Source organism: Arthrobacter gandavensis (assembly GCF_015355785.1).
Taxonomy (GTDB): domain Bacteria; phylum Actinomycetota; class Actinomycetes; order Actinomycetales; family Micrococcaceae; genus Arthrobacter_B; species Arthrobacter_B gandavensis_A.
The window spans coordinates 418,414-434,230 of the sequence record NZ_JADKYW010000003.1 but is presented as its reverse complement, the minus strand read 5'-3'; the positions used below and the strand labels follow the sequence as shown (position 1 = coordinate 434,230).

Below are 15,817 nucleotides of genomic sequence, written 5' to 3'. Positions count from 1 at the left end.
CCCGCCAACCCCACACCCCACACCCCACAACCCCGCCCACCTCCACTACAAACCAAAACCTCGACTCACACCCGCACCCTCAACAGCTGGGACACGTGAGAATGGCACGATAGAAAGCGATGAAACTCTTTAAGCGCCCGAAGAAACCGGGTGTGCTGCCCATGCCACTCTGGCTGCAGGGAATGTTCGAACTCGGCCAGGCAGCAGTACTGTCAGCCCTGGTGGTGATCCTGCCGCTCACCGGAGTGTGGGCAGCAAACGGGTTCTCAGACCGGGACTACGCTTCCCTGGCACGGCTGAGCGGGCAAGCCTGGCTGCTGCTGCACGGAGTACCGCTGTCAATGACATTCCCGGCAGGAACGGCCGGCCCGGAAGAATCCGGAGGACTGCTGTCCCTTATCCCGCTGGGCCTGACACTTATACCCTTCTTCCTCTGCTGGAGAGCAGGACGCAGACTCGCACGCGCCTGCTACACAGACCAGCTATGGCAGGCACTGCTCGGAGCGCTGGGAACCTACGCATTGCTGGGGACAGCTGCGGCATACTTCTCCGCAAACGAGGACGTAAGCATCTCCCTCGCTGCGGGCGGACTGATACCACTCATCGCAGCAGGACTCGGTGTGATCATCGGAGCCAGAATTGAAGCCGGTTCCTGGGTGCGGCTTATCGGAGTCGACCTTACAGACTGGATAGCAAGAACCAGCCAGCATTCACGCTGGGCCGGATCCTACCTGTGGGCTGCCATCCGGGCCGGAGTCATCGGAATCGTGGCAGCTGTCGGACTCGCAGCAGTTCTGCTGGTAGTGGCACTGGCACTGAGCTGGGCAGAGATCGCAACCGTCTACCAAAAGCTCGACGCCGGAATCATCGGAGGCATCGTCCTCACCGTCGCGCAGCTGGGGCTGCTGCCAAACCTGGTGGTGTGGACACTCGCCTGGGCATCTGGTGCGGGATTCAGCATCGGGACCGGAAGCATCATCAGCCCGCTCGAAACTACTGTCGGGCCGCTGCCCGCGGTCCCGGTACTGGCAGCCCTTCCCAGCGGACAGCCCGAATACGCCTACGCGGCACTGCTCATCCCCGTCGTGGCAGGAGTGCTGGCAGGATGGTGGTTCCTGCGCGAGGGAGAGAACCATTTCGACGAATGGATCTCCATCAAGATCAGCGCCAGGTGGTTCACGGCATCCGTGTCGACCATCTGCCTCGGCGCCGTAATCGGACTGGTGTCAGGACTCCTGGCAGCAGCTGCGGCACTGATCGCCCGCGGATCGCTTGGCATCGGCAGATTCATCGAGATCGGCCCCGACCCGCTCTGGACCGGAATCTGGATCGCAGCAGAAGTCGCCGTCGGCGTCGTTATTGGCTACGCCGCTGGCCCCTGGCTGGAACGTGAAGGCTCAAGGCGCCCGGTAGCTGCCTCAACAAAGGCGTAGCGGCAGAACGCACTAGCTGCAGGGCAGCCGAAGCTACGGCTGGGGAAGCATCCCACCGAAAGTCAGGTAGTCCTTGGTGCAGGTCTCCGTGGCCTGGACCGTTAGGGCAGACTGCATGCAGGTCTCGTATTTGGCGGTAAGCGGCCACAGCGCCACCTGGGCAGCCACACCCAGCGTCATAAACGCACCCGCGGCCAGACCCATCGAGACCACGATGCGCATAAACGCGCCCAGACCATACCGGACAACCTTCACCAGGGTGATGATGCTGACGACTACAGCCGCAATACCCAGCATCAGCGGAAGCAGCTTCCAGGGCAGCATCAAATCGGCACTGAGCAGCATTCCCAGCAGCAGGGCGATGAACACCCACATGTAGGACCGGGCTTCCCTGGACTGCGCCTCAGAGGGCTCCGGTTTGCGGGTAGCCGGCGGAAACGGCGGTCGCGGGCGTACATCAGGGCCGTCGTTAGTCATGGTTTAAGCCTAGGTGACGCTTCGACCTAAGGTTGACACATGCGAATTGTTGTTCTGGTTTCCGGCACCGGGTCAAACCTCCAGGCCGTCCTCGACGCCGTTGTGGCAGGGGAGCTCGACGTCGAAATCGCCGCCGTCGGTGCGGACAGGACCGGAACCTACGGCGTAGAACGTGCTGCCGCAGCCGGATACGAGACATTCGTGGTGAACTTCAAGGATTATCCGGTCCGTGCGGACTGGAACCGCGCCCTGACCGAGACGGTGGAATCCTACGAACCCGACGTCGTCCTCTCCTCCGGATTCATGCGCATAGTGGACGAACACTTCATCGATACGTTCGAGGGCCGCTACGTCAACACGCATCCCGCGCTGCTTCCGTCCTTCCCCGGTGCGCACGGTGTGCGGGACGCACTCGCGTACGGGGTAAAGGTCACCGGCTGCACGGTTCATATTGCCGACGCCGGTGTGGACACGGGTCCGATCCTCGCCCAGACAGCAGTGGAGGTGCTCGACGGCGATACCGAGGAGACGCTGCACGAGCGCATCAAGGTGCAGGAACGCCGGCTCCTGATCGAGACACTCCGCAAGATCAGCAAAGAAGGACTCCCGCGGCTCTAAACCGGACTCCCGCGGCTCTACGCCGGACAGCCCGGCACCGGGCATACAGCCCGGCTACGGCCGTCGAAACCCCTAGTCCAGCGCAGCCCCCCGGGTTTCCGGCGAGAACTTCGCCATCCACAGCACCGCAGCCAGCACAAGCAGTCCGGCTGCGGCAAAGGACAGCGGCAGTCCCAGGTAGGGCCACAGCACGGAAACGAACAGCAGGGGACCGAACCCGGCACCAACCCGGGAGGCCGTAGACGCCCAGCCAAATCCACTGGCGCGCAGCCGGGTGGGGTAGAGCTCGGAAACATAGGTGTAGAGCACCGGAATGGCCACCTGCACCACAAATCCGTAGACCAGAAGCCAGGTTGTCGCAGCAGCCGGAACATCAACAACCAGGGCCACCACAACCAGTGAAGCCGCAGCCGCGGGACCAGTGATTCCGAGCAGCCACTTCCGGCCGACCCGCTCCACCAGCAGCGCGGCAGCAACCACACCCAGCAGGCCCACCGCAGCCATGCCGGACGTCGTCAGGAACGCCTTGTACTCGGCATAGCCGGCATCCACGAGGATCTTGGGCATCCACTGCAGGGCCAGGTAGTAGACCAGGAGGACGGTCACGAACAGCGACCACGCAGTCACCGTGGATTTCGGGTTACTCCGCCAGAGGTCGGCAAGCTGGCTGCCGGTGGTCTTCAGGGAAAACTTCTGCGCAGGCTCCGGTTCCGGAAGCCGCCACTCAGTCTGCGTTCCTCCCGTACGGCGGATCAGGTCATTGATGACGGCGCCGGCTTCCTCGGTGCGGCCCTTGCGGACCAGGAACAGCGGGGACTCGGGCACTGAACGGCGGACCCAGAAGATCAGCAGCGCCGGGATGACCATAATCAGCATGGTCCAGCGCCAGTCCGCGACCGTCGCCATGATGACGGCGGAGGTGACGCCGCAAAGTGCCGCACCCACCGGCCACCAGCCGTCCATGGCGGTAAGCACCCGGCCGCGCTGCCTGCGCGGGGTGAATTCACCAACCAGCGCGTAGTCCACCGGAACGCAGCCGCCCAGCCCCACGCCTGCCAGGAATCGAAAGACGCAGAACCACGCGATGTCCGGGGCAAACGCGCCGGCGACGGTGAAGATCGAGAAGATCAGCAGCGTGGCGGTGAAGGCCTGTTTCCGTCCGATCGCGTCCGCAATCGAACCCCAGAGAAACGCGCCGATGGCCATTCCCAGCAGGTTCGCCGTGCCGATCCAGGCTGCCTGGGCCGGCACGAGGTTCCATTCCTGGGAAAGGAGGGGGATGAGCACGCCGTTGAGCGTCACGTCCCAGGCATCGAACATAAAACCCAGCCCGCCGATCAGGAAGATCTTGCCCTGAACCCGCCAGCGCCAGGGGAGGTTCTGGACTACTTCGTCGCCCGTAGGCAGGGCATGGGTCGTGGTCATGGGGTGGAGGGCCTTCCGCCGGCACTTATAGTCATCAATGCACTAACTGGGGGAAACTCTACAACGCCCGGCGCCGGAAGGCGGCCGCTCCCCGTAACGTTGCGTGCGCCCGCCCCGCCTCCGTTCGCACCCCCGGGCACCCGTTCGCCCGCCCCGGGCCTCGGTTCGCCCTCCCCGCGCCGCCATGCATCCAAACCCGGGCCGCGGTGCGTCCCCGCCCCGGGCCGCCTCCCGCATCACAAAAACCGGTCGCGTCAAACGGGTGACGGCCGCGCCGGCAACTATTACCCCGCGGACCTGTCCCCGGAGCGGCCAAGGCATAAACTCATCCTTGGGCCGCCCACGGGCGGCGCGTGCATCGTTCGCCGATACCCAGTTGGAGTGACTTCCCCGTGAGCAACACCCCCCTTGACCGTGTACCCATCCGCCGGGCCCTCATCTCGGTCTACGACAAGACCGGCCTGACGGAACTGGCCCAGGGCCTCGCCGCAGCCGGGGTCAGCATCGTCTCCACCGGTTCCACCGCCAAGCAGATCGCCGCAGCAGGCATCGAGGTCACTGAGGTTGCCGAGGTTACCGGTTTTCAGGAATGCCTGGATGGCCGTGTCAAGACCCTCCACCCGCGCGTGCACGCCGGCATCCTGGCCGACCGCCGGCGCCAGGACCACAGGGACCAGCTGGAGGAGCTCGGCATCGAGGCCTTCGACCTGGTGGTCGTGAACCTGTACCCGTTCGTCGAGACGGTGAAGTCCGGCGCCGCACGGGACGACGTCGTTGAGCAGATCGACATCGGCGGCCCGTCCATGGTCCGTGCCGCCGCCAAGAACCACCCCTCCGTCGCAGTAGTGGTGGACCCGGCCAGGTACTCCGCTGTCACCGCTGCTGCCGCTGAAGGCGGCTTTGACCTGAACGCACGACGCCGGCTGGCCGCGGAAGCGTTCGCCCACACCGCCGCGTATGACACGGCTGTGGCCAAATGGACTGCCGCGCAGTTCGGCGACGGCACCGAGGAAGGGGCGGCCTGGCCCGCCTACACCGGTATGGCACTGGAGCGTTCCGAGGTGCTGCGCTACGGCGAGAACCCGCACCAGGCTGCTGCACTCTACGCGGACCGGGATTCGATGCCCGGAGTCGCACAGGCAGACCAGCTGCACGGCAAGGCGATGTCCTACAACAACTACGTCGACGCCGATGCCGCCCTGCGCGCCGCGTTCGACTTCGACGAGCCGGCAGTCGCCGTCGTCAAGCACGCCAACCCGTGCGGCGTCGCGGTGGCGTCCCCGGATGCCTCGGATCCGATCGCCAACGCGCACCTGAAGGCACACGCGTGCGATCCCGTGTCGGCCTACGGTGGTGTGATTGCAGCGAACCGGACGGTCACGGCCGGCATGGCGGAGACGGTCAAGGACATCTTCACCGAGGTTGTCATCGCTCCGGACTTCGAGCCCGAGGCAGTTGAGATCCTTTCCCGCAAGAAGAACATCCGCCTGCTCACCCTTCCGGACGGCTACGGACGCAACCCGCTGGAGTTCCGCCAGGTTTCCGGCGGTGTGCTGATGCAACAGCCGGACACCGTGGAAGCCGAAGGCGACGATCCGGCGAACTGGACACTCGCAGCCGGTGAACCCGCAGACGAGCAGACCCTGGCGGACCTCGTCTTCGCGTGGCGTGCAGTCCGTGCCGCAAAGTCGAACGCGATCCTGCTGGCCCGCGACGGCGCCTCCGTTGGTGTGGGCATGGGACAGGTGAACCGTGTTGACTCCTGCAGGCTCGCCGTCGAGCGCGCGAACACGCTGGCAGGCGAAGGCGATGAGCGCGCCCGCGGTGCCGTCGCGGCGTCGGACGCCTTCTTCCCCTTCGCCGACGGCCTCGAGATCCTGCTGAACGCCGGCGTCCGCGCCATCGTGCAGCCGGGCGGATCCGTCCGCGACGAGGAGGTCATCGCTGCAGCGAACGCAGCAGGCGTGCCAATGTACTTCACCGGCGCCCGCCACTTCTTCCACTAGTAACCCACCGGCAACGCCCGCCCGCGGGCCGCGCGGATGATGTCCGCATGCGGCCCGCGGTTTAGGGTGCACTTCTGCGCTGTGGCATAGTTGGACACAGAAACCAGACCCAAAAGCCGGGTCCCCGCATGTCTAAAGCCATGTCCGGACCCCCATTCCACAAGGAGACCGTGTGGCTGACAAAATCAAGGTTGTGGGCTCTGTCGTAGAGCTCGACGGCGACGAGATGACGCGGATCATCTGGCAGTTCATCAAGGACCGCCTGATCAACCCGTACCTGGACGTAGACCTGAAGTACTACGACCTCTCGATCCAGAACCGTGACGCCACGGACGACCAGGTCACCATCGACGCAGCCAATGCCATCAAGGAACACGGCGTGGGCGTCAAGTGCGCAACCATCACCCCCGATGAGGCCCGCGTTGAAGAATTCGGCCTGAAGAAGATGTGGGTTTCCCCGAACGGAACCATCCGTAACATCCTCGGCGGCGTCGTCTTCCGCGAACCGATCATCATCTCCAACATCCCTCGCCTGGTTCCCGGCTGGAACAAGCCGATCATCATTGGCCGCCACGCCCACGGCGACCAGTACAAGGCCACCAACTTCAAGGTTCCGGGTGCCGGCACCCTCACCCTGACCTTCACTCCGGCTGACGGCGGCGAAGAGATCAAGACCCAGGTAGTCACGTACCCCGAAGAGGGCGGCGTGGCCATGGGCATGTACAACTTCAACGAGTCCATCAAGGACTTCGCGCGTGCATCCTTCGCCTACGGCCTGCAGCGCAACTACCCGGTGTACCTCTCCACCAAGAACACGATCCTGAAGGCCTATGACGGCCAGTTCAAGGACCTGTTCCAGGAAGTCTTCGACGCCGAGTTCAAGGACCAGTTCGAAGCAGCCGGCCTCACTTACGAGCACCGCCTGATCGATGACATGGTTGCCTCCGCGATGAAGTGGGAAGGCGGCTACGTCTGGGCCTGCAAGAACTACGACGGCGACGTCCAGTCGGACACGGTTGCCCAGGGCTTCGGCTCGCTGGGTCTCATGACCTCCGTACTCATGACCCCGGACGGAAAGACCGTCGAGGCTGAGGCCGCACACGGTACCGTGACCCGTCACTACCGCCAGCACCAGCAGGGCAAGCCCACCTCCACCAACCCGATCGCTTCGATCTTCGCGTGGACTCGTGGCCTGATGCACCGCGGCAAGCTGGACAACACCCCCGAGGTCATTAACTTCGCCGAGACCCTTGAAGACGTAGTCGTCAAGACGGTCGAATCCGGCAAGATGACCAAGGACCTGGCACTGCTGGTCGGACCCGACCAGCCGTACCTGACCACCGAGGAATTCCTCGCCGCACTGGATGAGAACCTCAAGGTGCGCCTGGGCTAAGTCCCCAAGCTTCACAGCAATAAGCAGCCAGCCCCGGTCCGGAAGGACTGGGGCTGGCTGTTTTGTGGCCCGGGTTGTCTGTTGGTCTACCGGGTTGTGGTGGCTGGCTGGTGCCCTCCGGGGTGTCGCGCTGCGACGGCCGCCCGCGGGTCCGCCAGCCGGGCGGGCCGGAACGGCGGCAACGAAACTCCTTCGCTCGCAGAGCTCGCTTGGAGTATTAAAGCCGCCTAACCCGGCCCGTCCGGCGGGCAAGTATGGCACCTGGGGTGCGTGGCATGTAGGGCGGGCCGGAACGGCGGCAACGAAACTCCTTCGCTCGCGGAGCTCGCTTGGAGTATTGAAGCCGCCTAACCCGGCCCGTCCGGCGGGCTCGTATGGCACCTGGGGGTGCCCTCGAGGAGTGCATTGCGGCCGCACGCGAAAGCAGGGCTGTGCCTCTCGATTCTGCAGCCCCGCGATGCTGCAGCCCCAGTGGCCGGAGGTTGTACCTCACGGCGCGTCCGCGCCGGCCGGAGCAGGACGGAGCCTCATGAAAAGGCTGCGGCCCCCGAAGCATGAGCGGGAGCTTCACGCTTCGGGGGCCATGCCTGCCCTTCATGAGAACGCCGCAGCGATGAGCCGGGCGCTCCGTGCCGGACGAGCCGGCTCCAGGCTAGGAGCCGGAAGAACCCGATCCGGAGCCCGAACCCATGCTGCCGGAGCCGGAACCTGAGGAGCCCGAACCCATGCTGCCGGAGCCGGAACCTGAGGAACCCGAACCCATGCTGCCGGAGCCGGAACCTGAGGAGACGGACGAACTGACGGTCTCTGATTCGCCGCTAATAACGTTGCTTTCGCCGCTGTACGAGGAGGACACCTCGATCTTGCGCGGCTTGGCACGTTCGCTCACGGGGATGAAGACGCTCAGGACACCGTTCTCATACTTCGCTGAGATGCCCTCGATGTTGATGCCCTGACCGAGGTTCAGCTGGCGCAGGAACGTGCCCGATTCGCGTTCCCGGTTCAACCAGGTTGCGCCCTCGGGCACGTGGATGGTGCGTTCTGCCCGGATGGTCAGCAGCTGGCCGTCAACATCCACATCGACCGATCCCGGATCTATGCCGGGCAGGTCTGCGTTCAAGATGTAGTGGTCGCCCTCGCGGTACAGATCAATCGGCATCAGCCGCAGCCGCTGCCTGGGATCCAAGAGGGCACCTGCCATGCGGTCCAGTTCGCGGAAAGGATCGAATTTCATGGCCATTCTCATCAACTCCTTTTCACCCGTCCCGTTCAGACGGGTGGATGTGTTCTTCACTGACAGGAATAACGAAGGGTCGATTACCTGAGCGGCTGGATCGGGTTGAGCCAGCTGCACTCAAGAATGCAAATAGGTTAGCACTCGCCAATATCGAGTGCTAGGGCTCCGCAAAGAAAACCGTCTCGAAGAGGTCAATCCAGCGGCCACAGATGCACCGGTTCGTTGCTGTGCATATGGTGCCAGTAGCGGCGGGTCAGTTCGGCCAGGGCCGAGGACCTGTCATAGCCCTCCGCTTCCAGGTTCGAGAGAACCGAAACCTGCCAGGACGCGCCGTTCTGCTCCGTCTGCGCCCTTTCCCGGATCACCGTCAGGTAGCGCTCAACCAGCGCATCATCCACTCCGAGCGTGCGCAGGCCGTCAGCTGCCATGGGAACCAGATGCCGGACCACCAGTTCAGTCACCGGAATGTCCCCGATGCCGGGCCAGTAGACCGTGGCATCCAGTCCCAGCCGCGAACAGGCCAGGAAGTTGTCCGCCGCCGTCTTGAACGCGGTGCGGGTCCACAAGGGGCGGTCCGCGGTACGCAGGGTCTGGACCAGGCCGTAAAAGAACGCAGCGTTGGCACTCACATCGAGGACAGTCGGCCCGGCGGGAAGCACACGGTTCTCAAGCCGCAGGTTGGGAGTGTTGGTACCGGGATCGTAGATGGGCCTGTTCCACCGGTAGACGGTGCCGTTGTGCAGACGCAGCTCCGGCAGCAGGGGAGCACCGGCATCCGTGGAACCGGAACTGGCAGCGGAGAGCTCCGGGAGCAGGGCCGGGAAATAGCGGACGTTCTCCTCGAAGAGGTCAAAAATTGAAGTGATCCAGCGTTCACCGAACCAGACCCGGGGACGCACGCCCTGGTTGCGCATCTCAGGGGGCCGGGTGTCGATCGCCTGCTTGAAAAGCTCTATCCGGGTTTCCTGCCACAGCACATGCTCCAGGAAGATCGGGGAGTTCGCAGCAAGGGCCACCTGCGGGCCGGCGATCAGCTGGGCGGCATTCCACGCCGGAGCGAAGTCGGCAGGGCTGACCTCCAGATGAAGCTGCAGGGAGGTGCAGGCAGCTTCCGGGGCAATGTTCTTGGCGTACCGGGTAAGGGATTCAGTGCCGGCCAGGGAAAGGTATACGTCCTCGCCGCGGGCCTGGAGCACTGACGTGTTCAGTGCCTCATAGCGCGCCCCGGAGCTGATCCAGGCATCGCCGTCGAGCACTTCATGGGTGAGCGTAGGGAGGATGCCCACCATCAGGATGTTCGCGTCCGCCTTGGCCGCAAGCTCGTCTGCCCGGTTGAGCTGGCTGCGCAGGCTCTCTTCGAGTTCCAGCAGCCCCCGTCCCCGGATGGACAAGGCGGGATGGTTCATCTCTATGTTGAAGGCGCCCATCTCCGTCTGGAAGGCCGGATCGGCGATTTCCTCCAGCACGGAAGAGTTCCGCAGCGCGGGAGTGAAGTCGTCATTGGTCAGGTTCAGTTCAAGCTCGACGCCGATGCTCGCGGTATCGGCGAACTGCGCTGTTCCCAGGAACCCGGCGAACCGGTCCAGGTTCTCCAGCAGGCGGCGTCGATAGCGGGTCCGCTCTTCACGGCTGAAAGACCTGGCGTTGACCTCTGTTCCCATGGATGAAGATAACCACGCCGGGCAGGTGATGTATAGCGTTGGGCCGGGCGCCTGTTTTCGGGACACCGCGCAGCTTCCCGCTGAGGAAAACCGCTCGTCCGGAACGCCTCGTTCCGGACGAGCGGCAGCGCGCTGGTGGACCTAAGGGTGTTTGCCGGCCCCCTGCAGCGACGAGGCGGGACGCTCATCATTCGGGTACCGGACGCCGAGCTGGGCGCGGACCTCATCGAACAGCTGCATGGTATGCAGCGAATCGGAAAGGGGCATAGTAGGGCTTTCGGCCAGTCCTTCCTGGATGCAGCGCGTGACTTCCCGAAGTTCGTAGGTATAGCCGTTGCCCACCTGCTGGAAACGCTCGGTACGGGACGGACCCATGTGCTGATGGATGTGCAGTTCAACCGGGTTGTGCAGGGGAGCGCCGGTCCGGACCCAGCCCTCACTGCCGCAGATAGTGGCGGTGCGGGGGCCGGAGGCAAGCAGCGAGGACGTGAGCTGGGCCTGCGCACCGGAGGCATAGCCCAGGTTCAGCGCATTCTGGGTGTCCACGCCGTCGGCATTCAGGGTGCCCGAGGCCTGCACCCGATGGGGGAAGCCCAGCGCCCCGACCGCCAGGGTCAGCGGATAGACGGTAAGGTCCAGCAGCGCGCCGCCTCCGGCAGCGGGATCCCACAGCCGGCTTGCGGGGTCATACGGGGCTGGGAACCCAAGGTCTGCCTGCACCCACTGGATCTCCCCAAGCTCACCGCTGGAGATGACTTCCCACAACCTGTTGATGCAGGGAAGGAACCGGGTCCACACAGCCTCCATCAGGAAGACGCCTCGGCGGCCGGCGATCCTGGTCAGGTCCGCCAGCTCCGCGGCGTTGATGGTAATCGATTTTTCGCACAGAACGTGCTTGCCGGCCTCGAGGGCCTCTCGGGCCAGCTCATAATGCTGGGCATGCGGGGAGGCGATGTAAACGACGTCGACTTCCGGGTCTGCGAACAGCTGGCGGTAGCCCTTGCCGCGTGCCTCGTCGTCGTAGTAGCTGGACGCAAAACCGAAGCGGCCGGCAAAGTCGACGGCGGTCCCTTCTGAACGGGAGCTCACCGCCTGCAGCACGGCGTCCTCTAGCCTGGCGATGTCCTCGGTAACGCGGGCGGCAATCCTCCCTGTGGCGACGACGCCCCATCTAAGCGTGCGGCCGGTGGCCTGGACCGGGCTGGGTGCCCCCTGAAGGACGCACGGCGGTGTGCGGATAAACTGCGGGGCGCTCATATTCCTCGACTTTCAATGAGTTACCTGGCTAATGCCTTGACCGTCTAGTGACTAGGTCTTGGAACTACTTTATTGGCAACGCCGCGCACTGCCCAGAGCTGCACGAAAGACCAGTGCAATTTGTTGAGCGGCGGGCGGGTTGACGGCGCGGGTACAAAAAGGCCAGGGCCGCCTTCGGTAAGGAAGACAGCCCCGGCCTTGATGCGCTGTGGACTACTTGACCAGTTCGGCCAGCGTCGGATCGTTGGCGTAAGCCTCGGCAGCGTTGTCCTTGGTGACGATCTGCGGTTCCAGCAGGTAGGCCGGAACAACCTTCACGCCGTTCTCGTAGGACTCGTCGTCGTTGATTTCCAGCTCTTCGCCGGCACCCAGACCCTTGACCATGTCAATGGTGTGGTTGACCAGGGCACGGGTGTCCTTGTTGATGGTGGAGTACTGGACGCCTTCCATGATGGACTTCACGGACTCAACTTCGGAGTCCTGGCCGGTCACAACCGGAACCGGCTTGCCGGCAGCGGCGACGGAGGTCAGGATGGCGCGGGCCAGGGTGTCGTTGGGGGACAGGACACCGTCCAGCTCTTCGGCACCGTAGGAACCCGAGAGCAGGGTGTCCATGCGCTTCTGGGCGTTCTCGGCCTTCCAGCCCTGGGTAACTGCCTGGTTGAATTCGGTCTGGCCGGAAACGATGTTCAGGTTGCCGGCTTCGATTTCCGGCTTCAGGACGTCCATGGCGCCGTCGAAGAAGACCTGGGCGTTGGCGTCATCGGGGGAGCCGGCGAACAGTTCGATGTTCCACGGGCCTTCGGGCTTGTTGGCCTTCATTCCGTCCAGCAGGGCCTGGCCCTGGAGCTGGCCGACCTGGAAGTTGTCGTAGGCGACGTAGTAGTCGACGTTCTCGGTGTTGGTCAGGAGGCGGTCGTAGGCGATGACGGTGATGCCGGCATCCTTGGCTTCCTGCAGCTGCGAGCCGAGCTGGGCGCCGTCGATGGCACCGACAACCAGGACCTTCACGCCATTGGTGATCATGGAGCTGATCTGGTTCTGCTGCTCGGAGACGCCGCCGTTGGCGAACTGTACCTGCGGCTCGTAGCCGGCTTCCTTCAGGCCGTCGTTGAACAGGCCCTCCGCCAGGACCCAGTTTTCCGAGGTCTTCTGGGGCAGGGCTACGCCGATTGCCGATCCCTCTTCAAAGCCGGCAGCATCGCCGGTGGAAGCTTCGTCGGCACGGCCGCAGGCAGACAGCGACAGTGCTGCCACCGTGGCGACTACGGCAAATGACTTTGCGAACTTGCGCATGGTGTTCCTTTTCTTGATGGGTGGTGCGGTGGATTTTGTGGTGCGGAATGAGGGCCCGGTAGGGCTTAGGCATCCGTTCCGATGGTGGACTTGGTGCCGGTGGGCATCTCAGGCTTGGGATTCACGGGGGCGGGGACGGCCAGCTTGTCCTTGGACCCGAAGTTCTTCATCATCAGGCCGATGAGGGAGGGCTTGCCCTGGGTCTTGTTGTAGACGTCCAGCGCCACGGCGATCAGCAGGACCAGGCCCTTGATGATCGAGGTGAGGTCCGCGCCAATGCCGAGCAGCTGCAGGCCGTTGTTCAGCACGGCCATGACCAGGCCGCCGACGATCGAGCCAACCACGGTGCCGACGCCGCCGGAGACAGCCGCGCCGCCGATGAAGACTGCGGCGATGGCGTCCAGTTCCCAGCCGGTGCCGTCAAACGGGCCGGATGCCGTGGAGCGGGCAACGAAGATCATGCCTGCCAGCGAGGCCAGGATGGACATGTTCATCATGACCAGGAAGTTGACCTTCTTGCTCTGAACACCGGAGAGCTCGGCTGCGTGGAGGTTGCCGCCCACTGCGTAGACATGGCGCCCAACGACCGTCTTGGTGGAGATGAAGACGTACAGGACCACCAGCACTGCAAGGATGATGCCGGAAATGGGGAAGGACGTTCCCGGGCGGCCGGTGGAGAAGAGGTACGTGGCGTACAGGATGGCAGCTACCAGCAGGCCGGTCTTGGTGACGGCAACCCAGGCCGGGGGATTGACGGAGCCGATCTTCACGGTCTTGGCACGGCGGCGGAACTCCCCAACGATCACGACGGCGGCGAGCACCAGGCCCAGGAGCAGGGTCAGGTTGTTGTAACCGGTGTCCGGACCGACCTCCCAGAGGTAACCGGCGCCGATGAACTGGAAGTCCTGCGGCACAGGAACGGTGTTGGATTTGCCGAAGTACTGGTTGGCGCCGCGGAAAATCAGCATGCCGGCCAGGGTCACGATGAACGCCGGAATTCCCACATAGGCGACCCACATGCCCTGCCAGGCGCCGATGGCGGCACCGATCAGCAGGCCCAGCAGGATGCCGGCCCACCAGGGAATACCCCAGTCCCTCATCGCCATGGCCACCAGGATGCCGGTGACGGCGGCCACGGACCCCACCGAGAGGTCGATGTGTCCGGCGATGATCACAAAGACCATGCCGACGGCCAGGATCAGGATGTAGGAGTTGCCGTTGAACAGGTTGATCATGTTCGTGGGCGTCAGGGTCTTGCCGCCGGTCAGCCACTGGAAGAGGCCGATCAGGACGACGAGGGCAAAGATCATGCCGAACTGGCGGCCGTTGCCGCTCAGCAGCTGTTTGATGGCTTTCATGAGAGGGGTCCTTGGGTGGCGAGGTCGGAGGTTTGCTTTCCGGCGGAGGTCATGAGCCTCATGAGGTTTTCCTGGCTGGCGTCAGCCTTGGAAAGCTCACCGGTGATCGAGCCTTCGAAGATGGTGTAGATGCGGTCGGAGAGACCAAGGAGTTCGGGGAGCTCCGAAGAGATCACGATCACGCCCTTGCCCTGGTTGGCCAGCTGCTGGATGATCCCGTAAATCTCATATTTGGCGCCGACGTCGATGCCGCGCGTAGGTTCGTCGAGGATCAGCAGGTCCGGGTCAGTGAACATCCACTTCGCCAGGACAACTTTCTGCTGGTTTCCTCCGGAAAGCTTGGAGACGCCTTCGTCCACCGTGGGTGCCTTGGTGCGCAGGCTCCTGCGGTACTCCTCCGCGTAGCGGTACTCGTCGTCCTTGTCGACGACGAGGCACTTGGTGATCTTCTTCAGGTTCGAGGCCACGGTGGTGGCCTTGATGTCATCGAGCAGGTTCAGGCCGAGGGTCTTCCGGTCCTCGGTCACGTACGCAAGCCCGTTGCTGATGGCCTGTGGAACGGTCTTCAGGACGATTTCCCTGCCGTCCTTGATGATCTGCCCGTTGATGAAGTTGCCGTAGGACCGGCCGAACAGGGACCGGGCGAGCTCCGTGCGGCCGGCGCCCATGAGGCCGGCGAAACCGACAATCTCGCCTCGCCGCACGTGGAAGTTCGAGCCCTTGCAGACCATGCGGTCCGGAACCGTGGGGTGCCCGACGGTCCAGTCGCGCACTTCGAAGAACACCTCGCCGATATGCGGGGTGTGGTCCGGGAAGCGTGACTCAAGCGAGCGGCCCACCATGCCCTTGATAATGCGGTCTTCGTTCGCGCCGTCGACGGCAACGTCGATGGTTTCGATGGACTTGCCGTCACGGATGATGGTGATCGAATCGGCGATCTGCTCGATCTCATTGAGCTTGTGGGAGATCATGATGCAGCTGATGCCCTTTGAACGGAGGCCGGCCATCAGGTCCAGCAGGTGCTGGGAATCGGTCTCGTTCAGGGCGGCGGTGGGCTCGTCCAGGATGAGCAGCTTCACCCGCTTGCTCAGCGCCTTGGCGATTTCAACCAGCTGCTGCTTGCCCACGCCGATGTCCTTGATCGGAGTGGTGGGGTCTTCTTCCAGCCCCACCCGGGCCATCAGCTCGGAGGCCTCAAGGTTCGCGCGGTCCCAGTCGATCACGCCGAAGCGCCGCGGCTCGTTGCCCAGGAAGATGTTCTCCGCGATGGAGAGTTCCGGGATGAGCGCCAGTTCCTGGTGGATGATGACGATTCCGGCGGCTTCGGAGGAACGGATGTCCCTGAACTGGACAACCTCTCCCTGGAAGACGATTTCGCCGGTGTAGGTTCCGTGCGGGTAGACCCCTGACAGAACCTTCATAAGGGTTGACTTTCCGGCTCCGTTTTCACCGCAAATGGCGTGGACCTCACCGGCTTTTACGGCGATGGAGACGTCAGAAAGCGCCTTGACTCCGGGGAATTCCTTGGTGATTGAACGCATTTCCAGAATGGTGTGGTTATGCGGCATCTGCATGTTCCCCGCCGTAGGGGCACTGGACGCTGAGCGCTCCAGTTGCCCGAGCTGCAACTGCTGCTCGCATACGTGCCTCCCGTTG

Annotated in this window: 11 protein-coding genes and 1 pseudogene; 4 read left to right on the top strand and 8 right to left on the bottom strand. The window is 63.8% G+C overall.

Features of this window, described 5'->3' with window-relative positions; translation table 11 throughout:
- The first annotated feature begins 119 nt into the window (after positions 1-119).
- Complete coding sequence (locus tag ITX31_RS03310) at positions 120-1,433, top strand: DUF6350 family protein (RefSeq protein ID WP_194782037.1); 1,314 nt, start codon at positions 120-122, stop codon at positions 1,431-1,433.
- A 33-nt stretch (positions 1,434-1,466) separates the two neighbouring features.
- Here ITX31_RS03310 and ITX31_RS03305 read toward each other — a convergent pair whose 3' ends face one another.
- Positions 1,467-1,910 (bottom strand): hypothetical protein, encoded by a 444-nt coding sequence (locus ITX31_RS03305; RefSeq protein ID WP_194782036.1) that lies wholly within the window; start codon positions 1,908-1,910, stop codon positions 1,467-1,469.
- A gap of 39 nt (positions 1,911-1,949) precedes the next feature.
- Here ITX31_RS03305 and purN point away from each other — a divergent pair, with 39 nt between their 5' ends.
- Positions 1,950-2,528, top strand: coding sequence for a phosphoribosylglycinamide formyltransferase (gene purN / locus ITX31_RS03300; protein WP_194782035.1), 579 nt, complete (start codon positions 1,950-1,952; stop codon positions 2,526-2,528).
- Positions 2,529-2,600: 72 nt separating this feature from the next.
- Here the strand turns inward: purN and ITX31_RS03295 are convergent, their stop codons facing one another.
- Entirely contained in the window at positions 2,601-3,953 is a 1,353-nt protein-coding gene (locus ITX31_RS03295) for an MFS transporter (protein ID WP_194782034.1), read from the bottom strand.
- A gap of 392 nt (positions 3,954-4,345) precedes the next feature.
- Here ITX31_RS03295 and purH point away from each other — a divergent pair, with 392 nt between their 5' ends.
- Together purH and ITX31_RS03285 are read left to right on the top strand one after the other, a co-directional pair.
- Complete coding sequence (gene purH, locus ITX31_RS03290; protein ID WP_194782033.1) at positions 4,346-5,959, top strand: bifunctional phosphoribosylaminoimidazolecarboxamide formyltransferase/IMP cyclohydrolase; 1,614 nt, start codon at positions 4,346-4,348, stop codon at positions 5,957-5,959.
- Positions 5,960-6,131: 172 nt separating this feature from the next.
- On the top strand, positions 6,132-7,352 hold the full coding sequence (locus ITX31_RS03285; protein WP_194782032.1) for an NADP-dependent isocitrate dehydrogenase: 1,221 nt from the start codon (positions 6,132-6,134) through the stop codon (positions 7,350-7,352).
- Between the two features lie 846 nt (positions 7,353-8,198).
- Here ITX31_RS03285 and ITX31_RS03280 read toward each other — a convergent pair.
- The 6 genes and pseudogenes from ITX31_RS03280 to mmsA form a co-directional block, all read right to left on the bottom strand.
- Positions 8,199-8,592, bottom strand: a pseudogene (locus tag ITX31_RS03280) (Hsp20/alpha crystallin family protein); the annotation flags it as partial.
- 188 nt (positions 8,593-8,780) lie between these two features.
- A complete protein-coding gene (locus ITX31_RS03275; protein ID WP_194782030.1) occupies positions 8,781-10,250 on the bottom strand; it encodes a glutamate--cysteine ligase in 1,470 nt (489 codons plus the stop codon).
- Between the two features lie 141 nt (positions 10,251-10,391).
- The gene (locus ITX31_RS03270) at positions 10,392-11,507 is read right to left on the bottom strand and encodes a Gfo/Idh/MocA family protein (protein ID WP_194782029.1); all 1,116 of its coding nucleotides are present in this window, start codon (positions 11,505-11,507) and stop codon (positions 10,392-10,394) included.
- Between the two features lie 213 nt (positions 11,508-11,720).
- Positions 11,721-12,803, bottom strand: coding sequence for a sugar-binding protein (locus tag ITX31_RS03265; RefSeq protein ID WP_194782028.1), 1,083 nt, complete (start codon positions 12,801-12,803; stop codon positions 11,721-11,723).
- Between the two features lie 65 nt (positions 12,804-12,868).
- Complete coding sequence (gene mmsB, locus ITX31_RS03260) at positions 12,869-14,161, bottom strand: multiple monosaccharide ABC transporter permease (protein WP_194782027.1); 1,293 nt, start codon at positions 14,159-14,161, stop codon at positions 12,869-12,871.
- The gene (gene mmsA, locus ITX31_RS03255) at positions 14,158-15,735 is read right to left on the bottom strand and encodes a multiple monosaccharide ABC transporter ATP-binding protein (protein WP_416354773.1); all 1,578 of its coding nucleotides are present in this window, start codon (positions 15,733-15,735) and stop codon (positions 14,158-14,160) included. The genes mmsB and mmsA overlap by 4 nt, the downstream gene beginning before the upstream one ends.
- Positions 15,736-15,817: the final 82 nt, after the last annotated feature.

What these genes read in the sequence shown, in the direction of transcription:
- mmsB (WP_194782027.1), bottom strand. Translation starts at nt 14,161, where the DNA reads ATGAAAGCCATCAAACAGCTGCTGAGCGGCAACGGCCGCCAGTTCGGC.
- ITX31_RS03305 (WP_194782036.1), bottom strand. Translation starts at nt 1,910, where the DNA reads ATGACTAACGACGGCCCTGATGTACGCCCGCGACCGCCGTTTCCGCCG.
- purN (WP_194782035.1), top strand. Translation starts at nt 1,950, where the DNA reads ATGCGAATTGTTGTTCTGGTTTCCGGCACCGGGTCAAACCTCCAGGCC.
- ITX31_RS03310 (WP_194782037.1), top strand. Translation starts at nt 120, where the DNA reads ATGAAACTCTTTAAGCGCCCGAAGAAACCGGGTGTGCTGCCCATGCCA.
- ITX31_RS03270 (WP_194782029.1), bottom strand. Translation starts at nt 11,507, where the DNA reads ATGAGCGCCCCGCAGTTTATCCGCACACCGCCGTGCGTCCTTCAGGGG.
- ITX31_RS03295 (WP_194782034.1), bottom strand. Translation starts at nt 3,953, where the DNA reads ATGACCACGACCCATGCCCTGCCTACGGGCGACGAAGTAGTCCAGAAC.
- ITX31_RS03265 (WP_194782028.1), bottom strand. Translation starts at nt 12,803, where the DNA reads ATGCGCAAGTTCGCAAAGTCATTTGCCGTAGTCGCCACGGTGGCAGCA.
- mmsA (WP_416354773.1), bottom strand. Translation starts at nt 15,735, where the DNA reads ATGCAGATGCCGCATAACCACACCATTCTGGAAATGCGTTCAATCACC.
- ITX31_RS03275 (WP_194782030.1), bottom strand. Translation starts at nt 10,250, where the DNA reads ATGGGAACAGAGGTCAACGCCAGGTCTTTCAGCCGTGAAGAGCGGACC.